Annotated in this window: 1 protein-coding gene; it reads right to left on the bottom strand. The window is 60.7% G+C overall.

Annotated features, from left to right (window positions below; genetic code table 11):
• On the bottom strand, positions 1-275 hold a 275-nt coding region (locus LI94_RS22915; protein ID WP_192831031.1), incomplete at both ends, for a beta-ketoacyl synthase N-terminal-like domain-containing protein.

The raw sequence follows: 275 nt of genomic DNA on the forward strand, positions 1-275 counted from the left end.
TGCTCCAACGCCTCCCAGGCCACCTCCATCAACAACCGCTGCTGAGGATCCATCGCATCAGCCTCACGCGGCGAAATACCAAAAAACTCCGCGTCAAACTCCGCCGGCTGCCACGACGTCAAAAACCCGCCCTCACGAGAACAAATCGTCCCCGGCACCGAATGATCCGACGAAAACAACGCATCAGCATCCCAGCGATCCGCCGGAACCCGAACAATCCCCGAACCCTCATCACACAACAACCGCCACAACGCGGCCGGCCCATCCACCCCACC

Origin of the sequence: Mycobacterium sp. UM_Kg27 (genome assembly GCF_000972905.1) — a bacterium.
Taxonomy (GTDB): domain Bacteria; phylum Actinomycetota; class Actinomycetes; order Mycobacteriales; family Mycobacteriaceae; genus Mycobacterium.